The organism is Fodinisporobacter ferrooxydans (genome assembly GCF_022818495.1).
In the GTDB taxonomy this organism is placed as follows: Bacteria; Bacillota; Bacilli; order Tumebacillales; family MYW30-H2; genus Fodinisporobacter; species Fodinisporobacter ferrooxydans.
Genome location: NZ_CP089291.1, coordinates 2606602 through 2624617, shown reverse-complemented (window position 1 = coordinate 2624617; position 18016 = coordinate 2606602). Strand labels below are relative to the sequence as shown.

Here is an 18016-nt window from a genome sequence, read left to right as displayed (position 1 = left end):
CCCAAAAGCCTAAAGATCACATTCATAAATTACTTATTTTCCCTCCAGCAAACGATTTGCCTTTTGTGCCGCTTCATCAAGCGCTTGTTTTGGAGTCTCTTTCTGATACAAAGCGTTATTAATGGCTATGGCGATTAATTTGGAGATCTGTGCATACTGTTTTATAGCTGGTGGAGCTTTAGCATAATCCATTTCATCAACAAACGGTTTAACCAATGGAGTTTTCTTCACATAATCCTGATAAACTCCCGACTTATAAATATTAGGATCTGTCGGAATACTACCCGTTCCAATATTCCATTTTGCACCGTTTTGTGGCTGATGTAACCATTCGAGAAACGTTTTGGCAGCTTGTTGATGTTTGCTTTTATTTGGAATTATAAGGTACCATCCACCTAACGTAGTGCTCTTTATTTTTTCACTTGGCATAATAGCAGTTCCCGTTTGGAAAGGAAATTTACTTGCTGTTTCAACAAATAATGGCATAGCAGGAACCATTCCTACTTGGCCAGTTCCAAACGTTTGCATATTGATAATTTCATTAAGATTCTTAAGTGGAGCAACCTTGTATTTATGAACGAGATCTACCCATAATTGCAAAGCTTCAACTCCTTCTTTCGAGTTAAAAACGGCCTTTTTTCGATCCGGTGTTAAGAGATGACCACCATTCTCCCACAGGAAACATTGCCAGACACTTGTTGTGTAAATATCTGGGGAAGTAGGTAAAACAATTCCATACTGACCTTTTGAATGATTGGTAAGTTTAATCGTATCTTGAATCATTTCATTCCATGTTTTGGGGGGAGTAGAAATTCCTGCTTTTTGAAATAAATCTTTATTATAATAAAGTGCTATGACACCAGCACTCACAGGCATAGCCCATAATTTCTTATTTATTCCAGCTACGGAACGCAGTGCAGGGAAGAATGTATCCATACTCAATTTCCCACTGGTTAGATCACTAATTGATACTATCTGGTTCGAGCCCTGAAGCTGTCCAATTTCTGGAGGCCCTGCGGTGTAAAGGTCTGGCGGATCGCCCGTACCCAGTGCAGCGGTTAATTTTTGCAATCTTTCGTTAGTAGGTATAAACGTAGCATTCACACGTATATCTTTATGCGTTTCATTAAATTGTTGTACTAACTTCTGAACAACCTGACCGCTTGCCCCTGGCAATGCGTACCAAAATTCCACTGTTTGCGAATGATTTGTATTTGTTGAAGTAGCTTTGTCCCCGCATCCAACAACCCCTAATCCAAGCGAAAGTATGCTTCCTATCACTAACGTTTTCTTAATATTCATTCCTTTTCCCCCTGTCATTTTAATAAATTTCGGATTATTAACCCTTCACGCCACTGCTGGCAATACCTTTAACGAAAAATTTCTGGAAACAAAAGTAGATTAAAAATACGGGAATAGATGATAAAACAGTAGCAGACATCAGCATTGGCCAATCCATCGGAAATTGACTTTTTAACGTAGCGAGGCCAACCTGCATTGTCCTCATTTCAGTAGTATTTGTCATAACCAATGGCCAAAAGAAATCATTCCACATAAAAGTGAATGTAAAAATCACAACCGTTGCAATTGCAGGTTTTGATATAGGGAGAATTACTTTCAGCAATGTCATCAGTCGACCGCAACCATCCAGCATTGCTGCTTCTTCTAACTCGCGCGGAATCGATAACATAAAATTCCTTATGATAAAAATGCCAAACGGATAAACAAGAAACGGAACGATTAATCCTTGATAGCTATTAATCCAACCAAACCAATTAAGAAGTATATAATTTGGGATCATAGTGGCCTGATGCGGAATCATCATTGTTCCTAAAATGATCAAGAAAATAAAATTCCTGCCAGGAAACCTCATACGTGATAATGCATATCCAGCCAGTAATGATGTCACGGTTACTCCTGCAGTAGAGATCACGCTTACAAGTATTGAATTGAACATATACCTTCCGATTGGCGCATTCTGCAAAGCTTCCTTGAAACCGCCCCAATCAATATGATGGGGGATCAAAGAAAGTCCTGAAGAATATACTTCCGTTTGGCTTTTTAATGATGTGGCAAGCATCCATAAATAGGGAAATAGCGTGAGAATCCCACCTGCAATTGCCAATATCATCATTACTAAACTTGCTGCCTTTTTTCTTCTCATTGGACAGTTTCCCCCTATTAAAAGTCCATTTTTCGGTCTACATATTTAAATTGAACCAAAGTTATAACAAAAATAATAATAAATAAAACGAATCCTACAGCACTCGCATAACCCATTTCGAAAAACTGAAAAGCCTTTTCATAGAGATAATAAACAATTACATTGGTAGATCCTACTGGCCCACCTTGAGTCATCACATATATTTGCCCAAAAACCTGAAACGAATTAATGATTCCCATTACAGCTATTAACAAAGTAGCCGGCATTAACAATGGCCATGTAATAAATCGGAACACTTTCCATCTGTTCGCGCCATCCAAAGCAGCCGCTTCATAATAAGAGTTAGAGATGCCTTGTAATGCCGCTAAATAGATCACAGCATAATACCCCATATTTTTCCAAACAGTCATGATTACTATAGATATTAACGCCCAATGAGGATCATCAAGCCAATGTGGCCCTGAAATTCCCATGATATGAAGTATATTATTGATCGAACCATATTGAGGGTCGTATAAAAAACTCCATACCATAGCTGCAGCGATCATAGATACGACTACTGGAGAATAAAAAATCGATCTTAATATTCCTATTCCTTTGATCTGCTGGTTAAGTAATAAAGCAATAATTAATGACATAACGATCGTTACTAAAACCGAAACTACAGTAAATTCAAATGTATGATTTAGTGAACCCAAAAACTCAGGATCATGCAATAAGCTTACGTAGTTGCCCAAACCAACAAAATGTTTTTCAGAGCTTACAAAATTCCATTTATAAAAACTCAAATATATAACATATCCCATGGGAAACAGCATAAAAATCAAAACCCACAAAAATACAGGTGTTAGATATAAATATCCGGCTAAGGTTTCTGAAAGTGTATAACCTCTTTTTTTCAACGAACCACTTAACCCTTTATGTTTAGAAATCGAAGTATTTCTTTCAATCGATACTACATCCACTAACTCCCTCTCCTCTCACGTGAATATTTACTTTTGTCAATTCAACATTGATATGTGAAATAAAATTCCAAATGAACATAGATTTTTAAAGGGTGGTTGTGTAGAATTAGAACTCTCGTATGAGTGAACACGGATATATAGTTGATTCTTTAAAGTTTGATGCAAAGAAGAATCCGAAACACTCAAAGTGGATGCATACGATCATGTCAAATGTCAAAGCCTTTATTGTCGGAACGTTTTATGGATTGGATAGCCGTCATTTGCAAGCCCACTTACATGAATTTTGTTACCGGTTCAATCGTCAAATGTTTATCGGAAATTTCCGGATGCAAGTTATTAATACAATATTCGATCACTTTTGGGCAGCTTTTTATCTGCTCATTATTCCCTATTCTCATAAAGTTTCCCCCAAAAAAGCTAGAATGTCGTGGCTCATATCATATCAAGCGCCAACCATTGCAGATAAGACTCCGGTGCTTTAATATTATTAAGAAACTCCTTCATTTTGGAACTTAAAATTCTACATTGGTTAGGATAAAGTGAAGCAACATTTTGTATTTGGCAGGGATCCATTGACACTTGATACAACTCTTCATTAATGTTAATTGTTTCTCCCCCGGCTTTACCGCTATAGAGATAACTTCCATGACTCCACTGTGCCAAATTCCGTTTAGTCTGTTCAAGGTTAATCATACGATTGCTTTTAATCTCACGAGGCCAATAGTTTGCTGCATAGTGTGCTTGGGTATGCCAATACAATGGCGCGGTTCCTGTTACACTGCGTACGTATGTCCATTCACCATCAGTCAAGTGAATTGCTCCGCCAAAGCTTCCAAAACAGATTGCTTCTCTTGCATTCGTATCTATATCCGTTTCCGAAATAACCGGCAATAAGCTATGTCCATGTATTTCCATTGGATTGATATTTGCACCTATAGCTTCAAGAATCGTTGGATACAAATCATACAATTGTGCAAAGGAGCCAACTCGTCTGCCAGCACCTCTTTGATGTGGATGATATATGATAAGTGGTGTATGAGATATTGGTTCAAACAAAGTCGGCGCATGTTTCCCAAGGTAATTATGCTCCCCAAATAGAAATCCGTGATCTGTTGTCAAAACGATCATAGTATTATCAAACAGCCCTAACTCATCTAGCTTATCTATGAATTTTCCAAACCACTTATCTGCAAGTGTGATTTCACCACAGTAACGTGCATGAATATTTTTCAACTCGGCTGCAGTATAACGGTCTGCCGATCCATATGGTGGCCAAATGTATGATTCGCCTGAGTAGTCAGGATCGTACATCCTCCAATATTCTTCCGGAGTGTCCCAAGGTTCATGCGGGTCAAAACTGTCAACCATTAAAAAGAATTTTTCATGAGTATGGTTCTTTTCAATCCAGTTGATGCAACTCTGAAACACTCGCGGAGAAAAGTAATCGTTTTCTTCTTTGAAGTGAAAAGTATTGCGATAATATATATCGAATATTGGCATTATCTTTGATTTGTCTGTTGGCCACGGTATCTGAATTGTTGCATCGGTATTCCAACTGTCTGACTCCTGTCCTCGGATAAACTCAACTCCATTAAAATTCATGTGATAATTTCCCGAACCCCAATGCCACAAATGATAATGATCCGTTATTAATTGGGTTACATAACCCTGTTCGCGTACGGCAGCAACAATATCTTTAGAATCATATTCAAGAGGCGACCAGCCCCGCCACGGAAAATTACAACGACCTGTCCATAAATCCTGTCTTGCTGGCATACAAGGATAAGATCCTAAGTAAGATTGATCAAATATTGTACTTCGTTGCGCGAAATTATCGATTGATGGTGTTTTGATTTTTCGGTTGCCATAAATCCCAAGGTGATCTCGACGAAGAGTATCCATTAAAATTATGATTACATTCATACTTTTACACTCCATCCAATTTCATATATCCAAGGTAATTTATCTAATTGCCCTTTATATTTTGCTTCAAAATGTGGAGGCAACTTACACCAATCTGACGGAGTTTCAATCGGTAACTGAATTTCCTCTTCATTGACCTGATAACAGTACGGTGCAGGGCAAGCAAACGGAGGGTGTGGATCCTGGAAACTTACCCAGGTAAAAAACGGAACATTATCCCCGTTCTCCTTTTTATGATTCTCCAAATATTCACATACAACATCAGTCGTCCAAGTTGAACTATGTGCTTCAACAGGCAGCCCCCATTTTAAAGAACCAAATGGTGCTCCGCTGGATTCATGCAAAGAATAGGAATCGGGTTCTTCAAAGTGTATAAGAGTATCTGGATATTTATCTTCCAGCCAAAGTCGATAGTGCCCTTTGTTGCCCCGTGTACTATGTCCTATCGATAACTGAACAAAGTCAAATCCATAATAAGGGCCGTTCCATTTTCGAAAAAAATCTTTCCCACAGTCATTCATTTTTTTCGATTCAATAAAAGAATTTTCATCATCGGCACTAGTTGGTCCCAAATGTACTTTTCCTAAAACTGCGGTTCTATAGCCGATGTCGCTTAATAAGTGTGCCAATGTTCTTTCTTGCTGCGGCAATGGAATTCCGTTTATTGTTACACCATGTGAACGTGGATATCGGCCTGTCATCATACTAGATCTCGAAGGTGTACACACTGGATTATTTACATAAGCTCTATTAAATTTGATTCCCTCTTTAGCTAACTGATCCAAGTTATGTGTTTGAACACTTGAATTTCCGTAACAGCCTAAAGTATCTGCCCGTTGTTGATCAGTTGTTATTAATAAAATGTTAGGTCTCCTGTCCATGATCTGATTTTCCCCCAAACACATTATGCATGTGACAACCTTATTGGCGTTCTATCTTCAATCTGGAGCATTTTATCTAGTAATAGCTTAATCAATTCATTGCGTATAGAGTCATAAGCCGGCAACTGGTATAGGTTTATAAACTCACCGGGGTCATTTTCTAAATCATACAATTCTCCATTTGCCCCCGCATAATAGGTCAACTTCCATTTTGGTGTACGAATGGATCTCAAATTCAAATCGGGACTATATCCGGATTGATATTCAATTAAAATGGAATCATTGACCTTGTCCTGTCTCCCATTGAGAATTGTAACAAGTGATTTTCCCTGCATCGACGGTGGTATTGAAATCCCGGCAATATCTAGAATAGTTGGAGCAAAATCAACAAGGCTTACTAATGACTTGGTTCCTACACCGACATTAAATTCTTTTGGAAACGACCAAATAAATGGAACACGTACCAATCCCTCATACAGAAATGGCCCTTTAAAAAACAGGCCATGATCTCCTAGCAAATCTCCATGATCACTGGCAAAAATTACAACTGTATTTTCCCGTAGACACAGCTCATCAAGTGTTTCCAAAATACGGCCAATATTTTGATCCACGAGGCTTATCATACCGTAGGTATGTGCAATAATTTCTCTAACATGCTGCTCACCTACATTAGCAGGGACATCACACTCTCTGGTTCCCTCCGTCCTTGTGCCTTTACTGTAATTTTCATAGAAATGCGGTGGCTTATCTAAAAGTTCATCTTTCTTTTTCAACGGTGTCTTTACTTGATTTGGATCGTACATATGGTTAAATGGTACCGGTGGAGCAAAAGGATGGTGTGGATCGGTAAATGAAATCCAAGCAAAAAAAGGTTTGCTATTTTCTGATGCTCTTTTAAGGAAGTCAATCGCAGTATTTCCTATCCATGTAGAAACATGATAATCGGCAGGTACTGCTGATTTCCAAGATTGCATTGCTTCAGTAGGAGGCTTTAGAGCATGTTCAGGCCCAAATAAATCAATTACATCTGGAGCATTATCTTCTAACCAATATCTATAATGTCCGCGTGGCGAATTATGACCCAGAGACATCCAAACCTCTTCAAATCCATAATAAGGCCCGTGCCAATTTCGTAAATTCTGAATCTCCCAATTCTTAAATGAATCGTAAAAGGAAGGCTCTGGTTCGGGTGCTTGTGCCGGTGTAAAATGCATTTTACCGATCACCGCTGTATGATAACCATTTTTTGACAATATAGAGGTAAGAGTTATTTCATGATCTGATAATGGGACACCGTTGCACCATACACGATGCCTGCTTGGATATCTCCCAGTTAATATTGATGAACGTGAAGGGGCACATAGCGGATTTGCTACATAGGCAGATTCAAATTGTACACCATTTTGTGCAATCAAGTCGATATTTGGAGTCTGTATGATCTGATTTCCATAGCACCGTAGACAATCAGCTCTTAGTTGATCGGCTGTTATAAACAGAATGTTCGGGCCACTCTTCGACATGGTTACACCTCCATTAATTGCCTTTGAGAAGTTGGTTCGCTTTATTTGCCGCTTCATCAAGTGCTTCTTGAGGTGTCTGTTTTTTATACAACGCATTATTGATAGCCACTGCCAATAATTTAGAAATCTGAGAGTACTGCGGCAAGTTTGGCGGTGCCTTCGCTACATCCAATTGATCGACAAATGCTTGAACTAAAGGAGTCTTTTTTAAATAGTCCTTATAAATAGATGAATTTGTTGATTCGGGTCCTACAGGCAGACTTCCCATACCAATATTCCACTGCACGCCATTTTCAGGGCGATTTAACCACTCTAAAAATGTTGCAGCCTCTTTTTGATGTTTGCTCATTTTCGGGATTGTGATATACCATCCCCCAAGTGATGTAGCTTGAATTTTTTCTTTTGGTAAAACTGCTGTTGCAACATGAAATGGGAATTTCGTTGCAGCTTGAACAAATATCGGCATGGCTGGAATCATTCCATATTGACCGGTTGCAAAAGTCTGCATTGCTGAGTTTTGATCTAAGGTCCTAAGAGGTGCAACTTTATATTTATAAATTAGATCCACCCACAACTGTAATGCTTCAACACCTTCTTTTGAATTGAATGCAACTTTTTTATTATCTGCCGTAAATAATTCTCCTCCATTTTCCCACAGATAACAGGTCCAAAGTTGTGCAGTGTAATCATCGGGTGTTGTTGGTATGACAAAACCATATCTTCCTTGCGATGGATCAGTAAGTCTCATGGCGTCCCGAATCATTTCACCCCAATTTTTGGGTGGTGTGGAAATTCCGTATTTTTTAAAAAGATCTTGATTATAATACAACGCAACATCACCCACACTTGCCGGCATAGCAAAAAGTTTGCTATCTTCTACAGAAACAGATCGAGGCGCAGCATAAAATTTATCGGGATTTATTCTGCCATTTGTGAGGTCACTAATAGATGAAACTTTTCTAGATCCCAGTAACATCGCTAAATCAGGAGATCCGGCAGTATAAATGTCTGGCGGGTTTCCGGCTCCTAATGCGGCAGTAAGTTTCTGGATTCGCTCATTTTGTGGATTGTTTGTTGCAATTATGTGTATATTTGGGTGACTATCATTAAATTTTTGAACCAAATTTTTTATTACGTCATTACTTGCTCCCGGAACCGAGTACCAAAATGTTACATTTTTTACCTTAGATGTGTTTGCACTATTCGAACTAACATGGGATCCACATGCCGTTAAAACAAGTGTACCGGATAAGAAAGATCCTATAATGATAGATTTCTGTTTTTTATTCACTATCATCCCTCCCACTATTCAAACAATAATGCACTTTTTAAATCATTTATAAAAATTAATACATTGAATTAATTATCTATTTAATTACTTTGTGTTTACTAAATATGGAATTGATGTTTAAAGAAGATAAAAAAGATGGTGTCTAATATTGTACGGAATCCAAAATAAAGCGCTTACATTTATGTAGAAACACAATCAAATAATATTATTTATATTTGCTGATTACACTTTAACCTTGTGCCAGTCTAATACCAAACCGATTAGTAATGTAAACTAATTAACACAATTATTATTTAATAATCAGCATATGTCAAGTGAAATTTTTATTGAATTTTCCAACAATTTTAGTTGAACAGCTGCTGAGATGATGACTTGATTGAATATTTGTAATGAAGAGCAATTTCATATCCAACTTATATTTAATAACTATAAATGAGCAAAAATACTTACAAATTTATACAACAAAAAAGTATAGACTGCCTCTAGGCCAGCTTTAATTGTTGCAAAACAGCTTCAATAGGTACTTGATTCTTTGCAGATTCATAAATCCATTGGACGTAGTCCACTTTTACTTGCTTTCGTACCATTATAAGTCCATCTCCAAATTTTGAAGGCTGACCTAAACCGATGGTGCAATATAAATGTGTCAGCGAAAGTAGTATCCAAAGTCGTTCTATTGCACGAATGGAACGAACTTGATATCCATCAAAACCTAGATTTTGTTTAGTTTGCCGAAAGAAAATCTCGATCGGCCAACGGCGACTATAATAATCAAGGATGGTTTGTGTCTCTAAGGATACATCTGTACACAGAAAAGCATGTAATACTTTCGAATTTTGAAACGCATCCAATGGCCAGCAAAGGAGTACCACCGCATTCTCAATGCCATTTAAAGCTCCTTCATATCGATACACCCAATAGGTTGATCCGTTTACGGTCACGAGGCAAACGTCCTGTTTGGTCACATACGATGCGAAGGTACTAAGTGAAACTCGAATCCCTTTGGGATAGAGAATACGGTTTGTTTTGAGTGCACCAATCAGATGGTATCCTCGCTCTGCATAAGTATTCATAAGTTTTGGGCATGTATACCATGAATCGACCAATGCATATCCAGAATAAGGTGGAATCGGCATGGTTTTGGCCAAATCACAAGCGTCATCAATTTTGCTTTGGCTCGATTTATCATAACGGTGAATATCATGAATGAGAGAATGTTCTCCACATTGAACAATCGTAGCCTGAACTTGATGACCCCAAACGGTTTTTCCTTTTAAGTGGGAATGATGGTAGTCTGTTTGTTCGATTGGGTGTTTTGCCTGTGACGAAGGCTTTGTCTTCTCACTAACCGTATCATCATGAATCACAAAAATAGGCTGTTCTGTTTGTTTGGCATGAGACAAAACAAATGAAAGCGATTCTTGTTTTACAAGTCTTTGGATATACGATTCGTCCCAAACACCATCCGAGAGAAAGTGTCCAATGGATGTTCGATGACATGAACTCCATTCCGCTATATCTACCACTTTACCACGATACCCTTTAGCGGTAGCTGCAATAAAAAATTCTTGAATATGCCGCAAGGCAGGCTTTGAAACATATAAGGATAGCCTACGGCTTTTTAAGAAATTGATTATTGCTTCGTGGTTTGGTATGGTAGTATTATGAGACATTTGTGAATCCTCCAGGTATGGTTTTGTGTGGTAACTTAATCTATACCACAGGAGAGGACAAATGTCTCTATTGTTTTTAATTGGTAAAGAAATGGAAGCGAATTTGCTCATTTATAGTTTAATAAGTGGTTTATAACATTACTTCTTCTTTTGAAACCCTTCTCTGTCCCGATGGAATAGGAGGTAATAATTGGATAACTGGAGCTTCCTCTCCAGCTTCTGTCATCCTTTTCAATAGCCGCTCCCGCATAATTTTTGCAACTTCACTATGAGATGCAAACCCAACGAGATTTCTTAATTCATATGGATCAGATTCTAAATCATATAAATAAGATTCGATATACGTATCAGAAGAGTCGTATATATTCCCATCCTTATTCGGTGTGACGATTCCATATTTCCATTTTCTTGTTCTTATTGCACGCCCAACTTGGCTTTCACTAATTTGCACAAACACATCAGTATGCCAATCATTCACTTCATTTCTGATCAGGGGCATAAGTGAACGTCCTTGCATATCTGCTGGAATAGGAATTCCAGCAGCATCTAAAAGTGTTGGGGGAAGATCTATCAAACTAACTAACTCCATAATTTTCCTTCCACCAATAAATCCTGGTCCGGTGATAGCAGTTGGTACACGAATCGAGCTTTCATGACCGGAACGTTTATATTCATCATTACGAGTTTTGAAATGACAACCATGATCGGAAGTAAATAAAACAATTGTGTTTTCTGTTAAATGCAGGCTTTTTAATGCATCTAATATTCTACCCAATGCTTCATCCAGCCGTTTTACCATTCCATAATATCCACCAATATGTTGATGGGTACTCCCACCTAATGCAGATAAATCCGGAGGAAGCCATTTTCCAGAAAATTTTTCTCGATAACCTTCTGGTGCAGGGTAGTCGTCAATGTGATTTTGGTGATGGGGTTCTAGAAAAGATAAAAACAAGAAAAAAGGGTTGTCCCTATTCTTATCCATATATCGAATTGCAGCATCCGTTAGTGCATCAACCCGATATCCTGGTAAGTGGACTTCTTCATTATCATTGTTATAGAGAATGGTGTCATATGGTTCAGAAACAAATTCCAGAATATTTGCTGCTAACCAGTAATCATATCCAAAACGTTTTGATTTTGGGACCGGATCTTCATCCGAAAGGTGCCATTTCCCAATATATCCTGTTTTATAACCGACCTCTTTGAAATAATTTGCAATCGTTTTCGTATTCGCTGGTAGTGGAATACTATTTCGAAAACACCCCGTCTTTGTTGCATATAAACCAGTTTGTAAGCATGATCTCGCTGGACCACAAACAGGCTGACAGGTAAATGAATGATAAATGTGGGTTCCGAAAGTAGCCATTCTATCAAAGTTTGTTGTTAAATCAAGCGGATTACCATGCACGCCAGTTGTATCCCAACGTTGTTGATCTGTAAAAAAAATAATGACATTTGGTTTTTCCGACTTTGATTTTATCATTTTCTCCACCTCACTTATCATGACACAAACTCTCGGAATTAAAAGTCCCTTTCAAATTCAAAAGGCGATCCAAGTTTCTGGTCATCCATTCGATACACATTACTTATACAGTTAAGGATGAACCACGAAATTCAACCTCGATCTCTTCAAGGCTTCGTTGTTTCGTCTCAGGTACCAATTTACGGACAAAGAAAAATGCTCCTATTCCAATCACCCCGAATACAATAAATACTTTGCCTAATCCTAAAGCATTTAGAAAGATCGGGAAAAACATACCTATTAAAAAGTTAAAACCCCAATTAAATACCAGTACATACCCCATTACGGAACCCCGAATCCTTAATGGTAATATTTCTGAAATTAAAACCCGGACAACCGTCCCCCAACTGACTCCAAAAGAAGCTACGTATGTGGTCATAAATAGTAGAATAATCCAGCTTGTAGCACCACCAGCAATCCTAGCATTAAAGAATGCAAATGAAACAATAAACATACTCAAGGCCATTCCAGTAGTTCCAAGCAGCAAGAGCTTCTTCCGCCCGATCCGATCGATGAGCCGTATAGCCACCAGAGTAACCAATACATTAATAGTACCAATGCCGACATTAGCCAAGATTGCCGCCATTTTACCAAATCCAACTTTAGTCAGGATTGTAGGCGCATAGTAGATTATACTGTTAATACCCATAATTTGTGGAAAGACAGCTATTCCAACCGCCACGATGAGAATTCTGCGAAGCCAAGGAACAAATAATTCCCCAACACCAACTTTCTCCGTCCCTGTCTTTTGTATAAGTTTAATTTCTTCTATTTCTTTCTCAATACTTGAATCTTCCAGGAATCTGCCTAGTACTTCACGCGCTTCCTTTTCCATTCCCTTTTTCATGAGCCACCGCGGAGTTTCGGGTTGAAAATACATGCCGATCAACAGAATAACTGAGGGGATCAAACCTATCCCTAACATCAAGCGCCATGCGCCAAATGGAGCCAATCCATAATCGACTAAGTAGGCAACCAATATTCCTACTACAACCATAAACTGGTTTAGAGAGGTAAGCGCACCTCGTTTCTCTGAAGGTGCCATCTCGGCGAGATAAACCGTAACCACGACAGAAGCAGCCCCTACACCAAGTCCCATTATAAACCGGAATAAAATCAGCACAACCACACTTGGACTAAGCGCTGTACCTATTGCACCAAAGGAGAAAATAAATCCGGTCAGTAGTATGATGCGACGCCTGCCAAAACGATCGGAAAGCACTCCGCAACTCGCTACTCCAATCATTGCTCCTATCAATAAAGAACTGACAACTAAGCCTTGTAAAATTGGAGTAAGCTGCATATCGTGTTTAATAAACAATAAGGCAACACCAATGACTCCCACATCATATCCGAAAAGTAAGTCTGCCAGTGCACCAAACAAATAAATCAGCAGATTATTCTTCTTTTTCGTATTTATAGCACTTACCTGAAACATACAACTCAACCTCCTTCATCATCATAAAAAGTATAAAAATAACAGTTTTGTGTTCCCAATCAACAACTTAGGAAATATTTGTAAAATAAGTAAAATCACCTCCTCAAAGAAAATATTTAGATGCTGTACGTGGCCAATTAGGGTTTAGTCAGTAACTGGTCATTTACAATCGCCATTGGACCCTGTTGACACCAATAACAAAATCCAAGGCAATGAACCTCCTCCAATTCACAATCAGCTTGCTGAGTTCCATCATGTGTTACAGTAAATACGCATTTTCCCTCTTTTTCGAACATTTGTTCTATTCCGTTTTCTACAATACTTCCATATAAATCAATGTTAGTTACACACATTCTAATTTTCACGGACAGTCACCTTCAGTCCAAGACGTTCCCACTGTTCTTGAGGTGCATTTAATTGAGTTAGCCCAACATCTATACATTCAATCAGATGTTTTACGACATCCATTCTTTCGTTCGATAAATCTTTTTGCTGTCCGTGATCTTCAATGATGTTATAAAGTTCATCTGTAGGATGGGGTACATCGGCAGTGAATTCCTGCGGTTCGCGAACCAATCTTGGGGCCGCATGCCCAGGATGAGCGTTTGGGTATTGAGTCGGAAAACGTTGCCCATCCCACTGATCCAATCTCTCCTTACTGTCTTTAGGTAAATTCTGTTGGCCAAAATCCCAATTGTTATAATGTGATCGAGTGTACCAATATAGAGGGAAATTCCCTGGTATTGGTTTTTTCACTAAAAGCCATTCACCGTCAGTGCAATAAACGGGCCCTCCAAATACACCAAATAAAATGGAATTGCGGGAACGAATATCTTGATCATTTTGTAAGTTTTCTTCCCATAGGGGAACAATACTCTTTCCATGCATAGAATCTGGAATGTTTAAACCCATAATTTGAAGGATCGTTGGAGTCAAATCTGCCATTTGAACCAGTTCATGATAGACAGTTCCTGACTTTATTTGCGGACTATGAATCAGCAAGGGAGTACGAGCAATATCCTGGTATAAGATTCGCGCGTGCTTGCCTAACCAATTGTGCTCACCAAACAGGAAACCGTGATCGCTAGTTACTATGACCATTGTGTTTTCCAATAGCCCTAAGCCTTCCAATTTATCATAAAATTTTCCAAACCATTTATCTACAAAAGTAACCTCGCCACAATACAATGCATGTACTTGTTTTAGTTCTTCAGGAGTCAAGCAGTCAGCATCCCCATATCTTGGCCATACAACAGATTCACCTTCATACCCGGGATTGTATCTTTCTGCGTACCCCACCGGAGGATCAAACGGTTCATGTGGATCAAAGCAATCTATCATCAAGAAGAAATCTTTAAGATTTTTGTTTTGTTCAACCCAGTCCATACTTTTTTGAAACACCTGTGCGGCAAAATAATCCTCTTCTTTTTCAAAATGGGCGGTATTACGGAAATAACGATCCCATTTGCGATTTAACTTATCTGGTGAAGCTGGATACTTGATCTCGATTTCAGGATTGGTAATCCAATTATCCAATTCCTGCCCACGAATAATTTCCATTCCATTGAAACTAAAATGATAATTGCCAGAGCCATATTGCCAAAGATGGTAATGATCAGTAATTAACATGGTGGTCTTATCTTCCCATGACAGCAAAGAAATCAGATCTTCCTGATCATATTCCAAAGGAGACCACCCCCTCCAAAGAAAGTTCAAGCGACCTGTCCATAAATCTTGCCTAGCTGGCATGCATGGGTAAGAGCCGATATATGCATTTTCAAATAAAGCCCCATTCCGGGCGAATCGATCAATATTTGGGGTCTCGATCCACTGATTTCCATAGCAGCCAAGATGATCACGTCGCAATGTATCCATCAATATACAAATGACATTCATGTTCTAGTCCTCCTTTAATTGAAAATCCAAAACAAATTGGTACTGTTTGCTTTCACCAGGCTGTAAAAAGGGCAAGGTCCCTCTCTCACGATGTTTACCCCGCCCTTCAGTTGTCACATTTCCCGGCTCAATTCCCATAACATATATGCCTTTTCTCTGGTGTTTCCATTGGGTGAGACAAGGACAAGCGTCCTTCGAATAACTTATCGTAACTCCCAGCCGCTTTTTCACCCCATTATGAAAAATATCATTGTTTATCCCCACTTTGATGAGACCATCAGCCGCTTCCACTTCTTCATGGACCATAACACAAGGGTTTGCATTATTGGAAGGTTTCCCATACCGATGGGAATCTATCGTCGGACCATCGCCAATAATCCATCTTTTCTTGCTATCTGGGATTTGTATCTGACAAAATTCACTAACCAACGGATAACCAAAGTTGAAATGGTACATTACCATGTGCTCAACCGGCATAAAAGTCTCATTTGTGATCCAGTCCGAGATGATTATTCGGTTTTCTCCTAAACAAGTAGTTATGGTCCTCTCCAGAGTCACACATTCTTCAAGAGCCTTGCTTTCCCGCACTTTCCCTCGAAAAATCAGTTCATACTTTTCCTCTGTCCAACGTCCTTCTGCTTGCAGAAGTTCGGAAGGCGTAGACGAAATCCGGCCATGTTGCCCCAATTGTTGACCTTGATCAACACATGGTTTTCCCATGTACGTCAGTCCACATGTCGCGAATAATCCTCCTTCGAAGCTACGATTCCATTCGGTCATCTCTTTGTCATAAAAGAATGGAGAAACTGGTCCAGTATGTGACATCCAACTTATTGGAATTCCATATAATTCGCATAATCCGATATCAAAAGCTCGACTGACTGAAATTTGAAAGCTCAAACCCGTTCCATTCTGAACCTGAATAATTTCGTTTCCTTTTCCTTTCCCGTCTAACAACTCCATCCGCTGGAATCTCGCAACTTGTCGAATGTCTCCCACTCTTTCTATCAAATCTTGTTTATTGTCAATTCCATAAATTGAATTCATTCGACGACCACCTCTTTGCCTGCATTATGTATCTTCTTCTAGTAACTTGACCAAAATGTATCCGTTTACATGAATTTCATTTTATTTTGGAATCGATTAGCCATGACCCATTTCTAAAATTAGAACGTTCGGTTGAAATAAAGTTTTTAAATCCCTTTATTCTCATTTACTTCCAAACAAATAATGTTAGTAATTATTATTAACTAACATGAGAAAATTGTCAATAAAAATTATCACCCGACCCCAAAATTACAATCTTTGATTTTAAATGATATTCTTTTTTGTAATTCAAGGTTAATAATCAACAGTATGTTTAAAAATGTCATCTATCTCATTCGACATAATATATTCCAAATTTCACCTCTTCATTTTCCGAAAACCAATCATTTTTGTTGCACATAATGTCCGTATGCCGAAAAAATCAGTTTTAAAAAGAGCGTATTGTCGGTACAATACGCTCAATTATCTGAAAAGTTGTTGAAATTGTTCTGTCTTTCGACTCCTTGTGAAGATTATAGATGAGATGTTTCTAAGAAGGTAGGTCTTTTTTAACCCAGCAGTCACAAGTTCGATTCCCTAAATTCTCTCAGATGTTCCAATCCAATACTACTTCCTTACCACTTCGAGATGACTCGAAAATGGCATCTATGATCAGATTGTTGGCAAGTCCTGTCAGTACAGATGAAATGGGAGTTTTACATTCGCGTATGCACTCGATAAAATGGCGGCTCAACCGCACTCTATCACCCTCATCATCTGCTGGTTGATTGAGTGGAACATCTACGGCCCTGTCAAAGATCTCGGTGAGTAGCTTGGCGGAGTTTCCAACAATGGAAGCTCCCCCTTCAGAACCCATGAGATGGACAAATGGTTGATTGTCCGTATCCATATGAACTGCCCAGCTGACATCCAGTGATAAAGTGCTTCCATCATCCATTTTAATGAAAGCCATTGCCAGATCTTCAACATCAAAATACCCATTCCAATCCGGTTTCCCCCAAGTGCCAATCCCTTTTTTCCTGGGACCAAATTCTGCAAAAGTAGAACCGGATACAGAAATGGGTTTGGGATTTCCCATTAAATATAGTGCCAAGTCCAACATATGTACACCGAGATCAATCAAAGGTCCTCCGCCGGATTCACTGTTTCGGGTAAACCAGGTTCCCCATCCCGGAATCCCTTTACGCCGCAACCATCCCGTTTTCGCGCCGTAAATGCTGCCTAATGCGCCTTTTTCAATTTGTTCTTTCAATTGTATCGTATTCCATTGCCAGCGCATTTGATGTGCAATCATCGCAATTTTTCCCGAAGCGCGTTCAGCCCGAACAATGTCCTTTGCTGCTGCAGAATTTAAGGCCATCGGTTTTTCCAACAACACATGCTTACTAGCTTCCAAAGCTTGTATTGCCAACGGGGCATGAAATGTATTTGGAACACCAATAATTACCGCATCTAACCTATCATCATGGATGAGGTTCTCTACTCTGTCGTGTACGTTTTGGATACCATACTGCTGTGCTCTTTGCTCTGCAAGAGGAAGGAATGCGTCATGAATTGCAACAATCGACGCCCCTTTAACCTGTTCAAATACTTCTAAATGAACCTTGCCAATATTTCCTGCCCCTATTAAACCAATTCGAATTTCACTATCGTTACTCATTTTTATATCCTCAATTCTGATAAAGTTTATAAA

Annotated in this window: 14 protein-coding genes and 1 pseudogene; 1 reads left to right on the top strand and 14 read right to left on the bottom strand. The window is 38.9% G+C overall.

Annotated elements, in window-relative coordinates; genetic code table 11:
• Positions 1-33: 33 nt before the first annotated feature.
• The 3 genes from LSG31_RS12415 to LSG31_RS12405 are packed head-to-tail and all read right to left on the bottom strand — an operon-like array spanning position 34 to position 3129.
• Positions 34-1302, bottom strand: coding sequence for an ABC transporter substrate-binding protein (locus LSG31_RS12415; RefSeq protein WP_347435422.1), 1269 nt, complete (start codon positions 1300-1302; stop codon positions 34-36).
• 37 nt (positions 1303-1339) lie between these two features.
• Positions 1340-2164: a carbohydrate ABC transporter permease gene (locus LSG31_RS12410; protein ID WP_347435421.1), complete on the bottom strand. Its 825-nt coding sequence runs from the start codon at positions 2162-2164 to the stop codon at positions 1340-1342.
• A gap of 17 nt (positions 2165-2181) precedes the next feature.
• The gene (locus LSG31_RS12405) at positions 2182-3129 is read right to left on the bottom strand and encodes a carbohydrate ABC transporter permease (RefSeq protein WP_347435420.1); all 948 of its coding nucleotides are present in this window, start codon (positions 3127-3129) and stop codon (positions 2182-2184) included.
• A 119-nt stretch (positions 3130-3248) separates the two neighbouring features.
• Here LSG31_RS12405 and LSG31_RS23355 point away from each other — a divergent pair.
• A pseudogene (locus LSG31_RS23355) lies at positions 3249-3368 on the top strand (hypothetical protein); the annotation flags it as partial.
• Between the two features lie 33 nt (positions 3369-3401).
• On the opposite strand, the gene LSG31_RS12395 reads toward LSG31_RS23355, so the two are convergent.
• From LSG31_RS12395 to LSG31_RS12345, 11 genes are all read right to left on the bottom strand, one after another.
• A complete protein-coding gene (locus LSG31_RS12395; RefSeq protein ID WP_347439593.1) occupies positions 3402-3527 on the bottom strand; it encodes a hypothetical protein in 126 nt (41 codons plus the stop codon).
• Between the two features lie 34 nt (positions 3528-3561).
• Positions 3562-5052, bottom strand: a complete 1491-nt coding sequence (locus LSG31_RS12390) for a sulfatase (protein WP_347435419.1) — start codon at positions 5050-5052, stop codon at positions 3562-3564.
• The gene (locus LSG31_RS12385; RefSeq protein WP_347435418.1) at positions 5049-5933 is read right to left on the bottom strand and encodes a sulfatase-like hydrolase/transferase; all 885 of its coding nucleotides are present in this window, start codon (positions 5931-5933) and stop codon (positions 5049-5051) included. Before LSG31_RS12385 ends, LSG31_RS12390 begins: the two co-directional genes overlap by 4 nt.
• Positions 5934-5956: 23 nt before the next feature.
• Positions 5957-7453 carry a sulfatase family protein gene (locus LSG31_RS12380; RefSeq protein ID WP_347435417.1) on the bottom strand — a complete coding sequence of 499 codons (1497 nt, stop codon included), beginning with the start codon at positions 7451-7453 and terminating at the stop codon, positions 5957-5959.
• A gap of 13 nt (positions 7454-7466) precedes the next feature.
• A complete protein-coding gene (locus LSG31_RS12375) occupies positions 7467-8744 on the bottom strand; it encodes an ABC transporter substrate-binding protein (protein ID WP_347435416.1) in 1278 nt (425 codons plus the stop codon).
• Positions 8745-9226: 482 nt separating this feature from the next.
• Complete coding sequence (locus LSG31_RS12370; RefSeq protein WP_347435415.1) at positions 9227-10417, bottom strand: IS701 family transposase; 1191 nt, start codon at positions 10415-10417, stop codon at positions 9227-9229.
• Positions 10418-10547: 130 nt separating this feature from the next.
• Positions 10548-11903: a sulfatase family protein gene (locus tag LSG31_RS12365; RefSeq protein ID WP_347435414.1), complete on the bottom strand. Its 1356-nt coding sequence runs from the start codon at positions 11901-11903 to the stop codon at positions 10548-10550.
• A gap of 103 nt (positions 11904-12006) precedes the next feature.
• On the bottom strand, positions 12007-13380 hold the full coding sequence (locus LSG31_RS12360) for a sugar porter family MFS transporter (RefSeq protein WP_347435413.1): 1374 nt from the start codon (positions 13378-13380) through the stop codon (positions 12007-12009).
• A gap of 354 nt (positions 13381-13734) precedes the next feature.
• A complete protein-coding gene (locus LSG31_RS12355) occupies positions 13735-15276 on the bottom strand; it encodes a sulfatase (RefSeq protein ID WP_347435412.1) in 1542 nt (513 codons plus the stop codon).
• A gap of 3 nt (positions 15277-15279) precedes the next feature.
• Positions 15280-16323, bottom strand: a complete 1044-nt coding sequence (locus LSG31_RS12350; RefSeq protein ID WP_347435411.1) for an aldose 1-epimerase family protein — start codon at positions 16321-16323, stop codon at positions 15280-15282.
• Positions 16324-16909: 586 nt separating this feature from the next.
• Complete coding sequence (locus LSG31_RS12345; RefSeq protein WP_347435410.1) at positions 16910-17983, bottom strand: Gfo/Idh/MocA family protein; 1074 nt, start codon at positions 17981-17983, stop codon at positions 16910-16912.
• Between the last annotated feature and the right edge of the window lie 33 nt (positions 17984-18016).